Annotated in this window: 6 protein-coding genes; 2 read left to right on the plus strand and 4 right to left on the minus strand. The window is 50.6% G+C overall.

What is annotated here, in order from left to right:
• Positions 1-206: 206 nt before the first annotated feature.
• Entirely contained in the window at positions 207-1151 is a 945-nt protein-coding gene (locus tag FC99_RS12450; RefSeq protein ID WP_048734777.1) for a DMT family transporter, read from the plus strand.
• A 70-nt stretch (positions 1152-1221) separates the two neighbouring features.
• Here FC99_RS12450 and FC99_RS12455 read toward each other — a convergent pair whose 3' ends face one another.
• The 3 genes from FC99_RS12455 to FC99_RS12465 form a co-directional block, all read right to left on the minus strand.
• Positions 1222-1506 carry a type II toxin-antitoxin system RelB/DinJ family antitoxin gene (locus FC99_RS12455; protein ID WP_048734776.1) on the minus strand — a complete coding sequence of 95 codons (285 nt, stop codon included), beginning with the start codon at positions 1504-1506 and terminating at the stop codon, positions 1222-1224.
• A 751-nt stretch (positions 1507-2257) separates the two neighbouring features.
• On the minus strand, positions 2258-3889 hold the full coding sequence (locus FC99_RS12460; RefSeq protein ID WP_048734775.1) for an ABC-F family ATP-binding cassette domain-containing protein: 1632 nt from the start codon (positions 3887-3889) through the stop codon (positions 2258-2260).
• Positions 3890-4021: 132 nt separating this feature from the next.
• Complete coding sequence (locus tag FC99_RS12465; RefSeq protein ID WP_056986568.1) at positions 4022-4882, minus strand: AraC family transcriptional regulator; 861 nt, start codon at positions 4880-4882, stop codon at positions 4022-4024.
• A 1067-nt stretch (positions 4883-5949) separates the two neighbouring features.
• Between FC99_RS12465 and FC99_RS12470 the strand changes: the two genes are divergently transcribed.
• Positions 5950-6345, plus strand: coding sequence for a hypothetical protein (locus FC99_RS12470; RefSeq protein ID WP_048734771.1), 396 nt, complete (start codon positions 5950-5952; stop codon positions 6343-6345).
• Between the two features lie 397 nt (positions 6346-6742).
• Here the strand turns inward: FC99_RS12470 and FC99_RS12480 are convergent, their stop codons facing one another.
• The gene (locus FC99_RS12480) at positions 6743-7942 is read right to left on the minus strand and encodes an MFS transporter (protein WP_048734767.1); all 1200 of its coding nucleotides are present in this window, start codon (positions 7940-7942) and stop codon (positions 6743-6745) included.
• Positions 7943-8089 lie beyond the last annotated feature (147 nt).

An 8089-nucleotide genomic window follows, 5' to 3' on the forward strand; every position in this document is an offset into this window, starting at 1 on the left:
CCCTAAGTAAACAAGCTTTGATTATTTGCTTGTCTACCTAAGTAGGAGTATAGCCGTGGTTAGCCGCTCCTTTTCTGTACCCTGAACTTGTGACTAGGTTAAACCCAAAATCGAATCCTGACTCGTCAACTTGATTTAGTCGCCTTTGTGTCGCTATGATAGTCTTAGTCATTCACCACAACACACCCACCAAGGAGGTCTCATCCATGGCGTCTATCGCCTTTGCCGTCACTATCGGAATCATTATATCCTTTCAAACCGCCATCAACTCGCGGCTACGGGGCTTTATTGGGTCCCCCTACCAGGCATCGTTTGTTTCGTTTACCGTGGGCACACTCTTTTTAGCAGCCATCCTCTTGCTCAGCCATCAGCCACTGGGCGTTTCCCAACATCTACTTGCCACGCAGCCATGGTGGATCTGGATCGGTGGTCTGCTGGGTGTCATCTTTTTGACCACCAATATCCTGCTCTTTCCACACATCGGCGCAATTCAGACGGCCATCATGCCGATTTTGGGTCAGGTCATCATGGGCGTCATCATTGACAACTTTGGTTGGTTTCACTCTCCACAACAAGCGTTGACGCCCATTCGACTGCTAGGCCTACTGATTGCCCTGATTGGGATCACCGTGACCGTTGCGCTCCCCGAGATCATTCAACGGCACGCGGCACCCACTAGCAGTCCCACCCTCACCCAGGGTAATCCCTGGCCCTGGCGTTTATTGGGGGTTCTCGCCGGCGCACTTGGCGCCATTCAAACAACTATTAACGGCCGCCTGGGACTCGCGCTAAATTCTGCGGTCCACGCCGCCTTCATTTCTTTTTTCGTCGGCACGCTCTGCCTATTCATAATCGTACTTCTCGTGCACCGCAGTTTCAGCGCCATTCGTCATGCTACCGGCCACGGCAAGCCCTGGTGGATCTGGATTGGTGGTGCCTTAGGCGGTATTTTTGTTCTGGGAACCGCCTATCTCGCTCCGATTCTAGGTACCGGTCAAACCGTAGTCTTTGCACTGCTAGGTCAGATTGCTGGTGGCCTGTTGGTCGACCAATTTGGCTTGCTGGGAGCTAACCGTAAACCGGTTGTCCCCGTTCAGTTTCTGGGACTATTCTTATTGGTTGGCGGCGTTGTTTTGATTCGTTTGTTCTAACTAACGCCAAAAAGGCAACCCGCAAACCAACTTTCCTCGGTTCGCGGATTGCCTTTCATTTCACCTAAATTTAAAGTTCCTTCCAGTCCTGCCACAGCGCCTCGACCGCTGCCAATGACTCGGTATCGCCGGTCGCCTTCTCGCGAGCGAGTTCGGCCTGTAATTGTTCCTTACTGAGTTCGAGGTCAAACGGTAAATCGTGGTCGGTCACCGACTGCTGGAGAAATAAATGGATCGCCGTGGTCAGGCTCATCCCGTACTGTTGGTAAACCGCGGTCACATCTCGTTTGAGGTCCGCGTCAATGGTAATGTCTAGGTGCTCCGATTGATTAGCTGAATCATTTTCATTTTTCATGATTAGTCTCCTTCATCAAACCCTATCCTTCACCTGCAACCCAACCATAGCATGGCCTCATAGGGCAAGACAACCCTTATCGTTTTAGGCATTCCGGCAATTAAGACGTTAAATCTTTTCCCGTCCAAATGGCAATTAGGGCCAAACTTTGGAGACTTGTTTAGTCGTGGCAACCTAGTGTTATCTTCGCCTTGCCGGCCGCCAAATATGGGCTGGATCGGTGCGGACGCAACTTGAAGCCTCGAAAGTACCGAGTCTACAAGGTTGGTCTTCTGCTAAACCAGCGGGAAAAACACCCACTGACTAAGCAGAACGACGCGCCTGAGCCCATATCTGGCGACCTCTCGGCTTACACTCTAATCTTAGGGCAACCAGGAAAATGAGCGTAAAACTCGTTATCAGTCGGACCAGAATATTTAGAGGGTATGTGGCCTTTAACAATCGTTATCGTAGAACACAATCAGAAACCGGAGGCGGTCAGGGATGCAGCCAACCGTGATAATAGCGTTGGCTGGCGTCCTTTGCTAGCCTACACCATGGGCAGCTTTGAAGACTCGTGCACTTCGAGGCTTCGAAGCGAGCGAAAAAACTGGTGCCTTTCCAGGCTGAAGCGTCCCCACTGCAGGCGGAATTCCTGGCCGCCGCAGTGCTGAGACCAATAGGAAAACCCCGTCAGCCACAAAAAAACGACATCGTTCTCCCCTGCCTCAATGGGCAAAGGAAAACAATGTCGTTACGAATTATCTATTGATTATTCAGCGTCGTACAGTGCCGCAACCTGTTCTTGAACCTCTTTGTGACCCAAGAATTCGTCGTAGCTCGTGTCGGCTCGGTCGACGATACCCTTAGGCGTCACTTCGATGATCCGGTTGGCAATCGTTTGAATGAATTCGTGGTCATGTGAAGTGAAGAGAATGCTGCCGGTAAACCCGACAAGACTGTCGTTCAATGCCGTGATGGATTCCAAGTCCAAGTGGTTGGTTGGGTCATCGAGCAACAGCACGTTGGCCTTGCTCAACATCATCTTGGACAGCATCGCGCGGACCTTTTCGCCCCCGGACATCACGTCGACTTCCCGGTTCACGTCGTCGCCAGAGAAGAGCATCTTCCCTAGGAAGCCCCGCAGGAAGGTGTTGTCGCTTTCTTCCTTGGATGCAAACTGACGTAACCAGTCGATCACCGTCATCTGGTTTTCGGCGAAGTAGTCGTTGACGTTCTTGGGCAGGTAGGTCGTGCTGGTCGTTTGACCCCAGACCACGTTGCCACTATCTGGTTCGAGTTCACCGGAAATGACCCGCATCAAAGTCGTGGTCGTCACGTCATTGCGGCTGATAAAGGCAACCTTCTCGCCTGGCCGTAACGTCATGCTGACATCGTCCAAAATCGTCACGCCATCGATAGCCTTGGAAACGTGCTCCAGACGCACCAAGTCGTTCCCCAATTCGCGTTCTGGATTGAACTTGATGAAAGGGTACTTCCGTGAAGATGGCTTGATGTCGTCCAGCGTGATTTTTTCCAATTGCTTCTTCCGCGACGTGGCCTGCTTGGACTTCGACGCGTTAGCACTGAATCGCGCCACAAATTCTTGGAGTTGCTTGATCTGGTCGGCCTTCTTGGCGTTAGCGTTAGCCTTTAATTGGGCAGCCAACTCGCTAGATTCCATCCAGAAATCGTAGTTCCCCACGAACAGCGTAATCTTGCCAAAGTCGACATCGCACATGTGTGTGCAGACTTGGTTCAAAAAATGCCGGTCATGGGACACCACGATGACGGTGTTTTCGTAGTCGGCCAAGAAGTTTTCCAGCCAACTAATGGATTGGACGTCCAACCCGTTGGTCGGTTCGTCCAAGAGTAGCACGTCGGGATGACCAAACAAGGCTTGGCCCAACAGCACTTTCACCTTTTGTGGTTCGGTCAATTCACTCATTGGCACTTGGTGGAGCGATTCGTCGATACCCAGGGCTTGTAACATTTGGCTCGCTTCGGCTTCGGCTTCCCAACCGCCCATTTCACCAAATTCGCCTTCCAGTTCAGCGGCCCGAATCCCATCTGCGTCGCTAAAGTCGGCCTTCATGTAAATGGCGTTCTTTTCGGTCATGATATCGTATAACTTCTTGTGTCCCTGGATGACCGTGTCCATGACCAAGTTGTCCTCAAAGGCAAAGTGATCTTGGTTCAAGCTGGACATCCGCTCGTTAGGCCCCATGGAGACATTCCCGGACGTTGGCTTTAATTTGCCCTCGATGATCTTAAGGAACGTCGACTTCCCAGCGCCGTTAGCGCCAATGACCCCGTAGCAGTTTCCTGGGGTGAACTTGAGATTGACTTCGTCGTAGAGCTTCCGGTCGGAGAACTGCATACTGACATTATTGACGGTTAACATGAACGATACCCTCCTGTTTTTCGCGTAAAAAACCAACGTGTCTAGTCACGGCAACGTTGGCTTCTACTTATATTCGTTAGTTGACATGTTAGGGTAGTGTAACATAAAAAAGCAGAACAAGCAACGTTTACGCTACGACCAGGTCTGTTGGGCCGCATAACGTTCGCGATACGTCTTCGGTGTCATCTGAAAATGCTGCTTAAAGGTCACAAAGAAGTTTTTTTCCGTACGAAACCCCGTCCGCAACGCAATCTTCTGGATAGAATCCTGCGACGTCATTAATAGCTGGGTCGCCCGTTCGAGCCGGATTTGGCCCAGATAGGCCTTGGGTGAGATCCCCATGTATTCCTTGAAGTAGCGAGAAAAGTACACGCTAGAATAGTTTAACTCGGTCGCCATATTCGCAATGGAGACCGGTTGGCTGTAGTTTTCCTGAATCATTGTGACCGCTTGACGCAAGGAATGCGGCAATGGCAACTGGTCGCTGGTAACGCGGCCATTGACGGTCAAATCTTTCAGGAGTTGGCCGACCAATTGATACTCGGCCCCCAGACTCGCCAGATAGTCCGCCCGCTCGGTGGGTTCGGTGACGGCATTGGTCGCTAAGGTCCGAACGAACTCGCCCAACTCACGGTAAGGCTCGGCGTGCAGGTCCAAGTCCAGTGGTCCCCAGACCGGGAGTTGCTCGCTGGCCACCACGTTGCGGACCCAGGCAGCCGGCAGTAGCAACGTCACAATCTGGTTGTCCTCATCCAAAAAGGTCTCATAGCTGTGGACCACTTCCGAATTGACCACGTACAGGTGCTGCTCTGCCATTTCATAGGTCGAGCCCCCAATATGAACGGTCCCGGGGCGGCCCTTAAAGGCGTACGCCAGCTCGACGGCTTGGTGCCAGTGTGGTAAGACCATCTTCGGCCCCACCGTGCCATGTGAGATCACTCGTAGTGGTAGTTCCGTCATAAAATTCAATCGTTCATGATACGGCCGTGGCATATCAGTTCCCCCTTGTAAATTTGTCTACGCTAAACGGTTGTTAACGCATACATTTTTCTTACTATATAATATGGATTAAACTTTGCCGCACTGCGGCTGGCTACATCCCTGCCATCCTCTGGCTCAGATCATATCCTTCATATGACAATTATTTAATCCACCAATTTATTGATGCTTGCTACTTATCCTTGTAGATAGAGGTTGCCCAAGTATAACGGATAATGACAATTTGTCAGCTAATAACTGCTCACAATCTAGCGGAAAAGTAGTTAAAAAAAGTAACTTGCTTACCAAATCCACTCACATATACAATTAAAGCTCCCGTGACGACAATTCAACCCTCATTTTCCTAGTCATTTGGTCGTACCCCAGCCAAACAAAATGACGGCTCTAGGTCCCATTGCCACGCGCGTTTGGCTCATCGCAAATGCCCGTCTGATAGCGTTTTCAAACAGTCGGCGACTTTTCGACCAAACACTTACAAAAAATCAGATAGACCAATTCATTTGCTTACTTGTTAATAGCATACCACGTCTAGCACCAACATGGTTAAATTTAGTAATCCAATCATTAGATTACTGGATTATTGAAATACATCATCCCCGATATAATGTACTTGTAACATCCGGATGGGTACGAAAGGATTCAACCCTTAACTCGTTACTCATCAATCCACTATTGCCCGTCCTCGTTGGCATACCGCAACTTGGGGAAGCTATCGGTGTGTCCAACAATCTTAGGCTATCGGGGCCGTAACCCGTCGCCTATCTTGATTTATTTGACCCGCAACGGTTTTAGCCGATTGGGGGATCGACTAAATGACCGATCACTTCCAACTAATTTGATTGCCGTCGTACCTGGGTTCCTGTCTTCTTTTGGGGAAGAAGGTCAGCTTGAATCCGTGCCCGGTTATCACTGCACCACATGGCCATCGAGGGCTTTTGGGGGAGCAGCTAGACTTCGTGTCTGGCTGTTTTTTTGTTTGCTAGGCGACCTAATTATCCATTTACTTTTCCGGGCGCCGGTCGTATGCTCAGGATATTCCATTTTAAAGGGGTCTGATTGTATTGAATGAGTCGCAGTCAAAAATTTCCGCTAATCTTTCGCCGGTCGACGTCGGTTACATTGATCTGCTCGTCAAACAAGGCTCGTTTACCTCCCGCACGGACTTCCTCCACGAAGCTATTCGCAAGGAACTCGAGGAAAATCAAGCCGTCATTCAGGCCACCGTGAACCCCGCGGCCCACAGCAATTCGCTCGAAACGCTGATTGGGAGCTACACTTTTACGGACGCCGACATTCTCAAACGCCTAAAGGACGGCGAGCGCAGTAAGCTCCTCGTCGTGGGCAAGCTCAACCTCCTCGGCGTGAATAATTTGGCTAGTCTATTCGCTACACTCAAGTCGATCACCGTTTTTGGGAAGCTTGAGGCCAGCCCTGACGTTGTCGCGCACTATAAGTGAAAAGGTTGACCGCTAAGCCAAAAAGTCTGCAGTTTTTTCGACTGTTATCGTGGTAAAGCACAGTCAGAGCCGGAGGAGGACAGGAATGTAGCCGGCCGTGGAGGTGGTGTTGGCTGGCGATTCATCAGCCAGCTTACAGCACGGGCGACTTTGGAGACACGTGATCTTCGTGGCTTCAAAGCGAGCGAGAAGACTGGTGACTTTCCAGTCTGAAGCGTCCCCACAGCAGGCGGAATCCCTGTCAGCCGGAGTGCGGCAAGTTCACACTATCTTAATGGTGCAAATCCTTGCCGATACCGGGACGAGACAGGTATTTCATCTTTCAACCTTTAGAAGTGTACAGAAAAGACCTATGACAACCGCCATAGGCCCTTTCTATACACTCATTTCACAATTTCTATTCTACTGATTGTTTTTGCATTGTATCCGGTCGTTTCAGCATGAACGCCATCAGGTAGGACACGATGAGGAAGACAGCCACGACCAAGTATGGGTAGTGGGTATTCCAGTCCAGCAACATCCCGGACATGATGGGTCCGACGATGTTCCCAACACTGGTCAATGACATGTTCAGTCCGTTGATCAGGCCTTGGTTGGCCTCACTAGCCTTCGTCAGCAACGTTGTAATCGCTGGCCGCAAGAGGTCAAACGCAGAGAAGATAACCAACGTCGCGATCATAACCTCCAGCTTGGTGTGCGCCTGCGTAATCCAAATCGTGCAGACGGCCGCCAGGAAGAAACAGATGCGAATCACGCGCCGCTCCCCGAACTTACTGACCAGTGTGTCGAACATGGCGACCTGCAGGAACAGTGAAATCAATCCGTTTAGGGTCAGCACCAAGGCAATGTTACTCAGACTAAAGTGGAAGACCTCGTTGACGTAGATACTGTAGATACTTTCGAACCCTTGCAGGCCAAATGAGGAGACCAGAATCATGGTAAACAGGATGATAATTGGCACCGTCCAGAATGCCCGCGTCATTGGATGCGCAGCTGGCTTGGCATCTTCGGCCGATTCACCCTCCACAATGCGGTTCTCTTCGGCATCGCTCGGTAAGAGAACAATAAGGACCACGGCACTAATCAAGCCCAGGGCCCCAGCAACCCAGAACGGCGTCTTGTAGCTGATACCGGCCAAGATACCCCCGATACCAGGACCTAAGATCAGGCCCCCACTAAATGCGGCGGACAACCAGCCAATGACTCTGGCCCGTTGCCGCTTAGTGGTAATGTCGGAGGCCAAGGCCATGGCGGTTGGCACGACCATGGCGGCGGACAGTCCACCGATCAACCGGGAAATATCGAAGACCCACAGGTAGTTGGTTAACGCGAAGAGCACTTCGGAGACCATGTACAGGATCAGTCCAGCGGTCAGCACCGGCTTTCGACCAATCTTATCGGACAGCCGCCCGATGAGGGGTGACGCCACGAATTGGGCGAAAGCAAACAGGGCGTTCATAATCCCCATATCGGTCGCTGACAGATGCAGCTCGGTTTTCAAGAATGGCATGACCGGAATGATCAAACTAATTCCCAAACACACTAAAAATTCACTAAAGATTAAGATAAAAATGGCCCGTTTCGTTTTTTTCGTCACGATGGCTCACCCCTTCTCATAGATTTTTAACAGCAATGTTACCATTCTAACAATATTTAATGGCATTTGTCTAATTCTATGCTCAATAATTTATACCCGGATTATTCATCAACAAGATTTCTCACCAAAATAGGTAGGCCTGAATCG

Source organism: Levilactobacillus koreensis JCM 16448, from assembly GCF_001435525.1.
Classification (GTDB): domain Bacteria; phylum Bacillota; class Bacilli; order Lactobacillales; family Lactobacillaceae; genus Levilactobacillus; species Levilactobacillus koreensis.

Coding starts and splice junctions, on each gene's coding strand:
- FC99_RS12455 (WP_048734776.1), bottom strand. CDS start 1,506: ATGAAAAATGAAAATGATTCAGCTAATCAATCGGAGCACCTAGACATT.
- FC99_RS12450 (WP_048734777.1), top strand. CDS start 207: ATGGCGTCTATCGCCTTTGCCGTCACTATCGGAATCATTATATCCTTT.
- FC99_RS12460 (WP_048734775.1), bottom strand. CDS start 3,889: ATGTTAACCGTCAATAATGTCAGTATGCAGTTCTCCGACCGGAAGCTC.
- FC99_RS12465 (WP_056986568.1), bottom strand. CDS start 4,882: ATGCCACGGCCGTATCATGAACGATTGAATTTTATGACGGAACTACCA.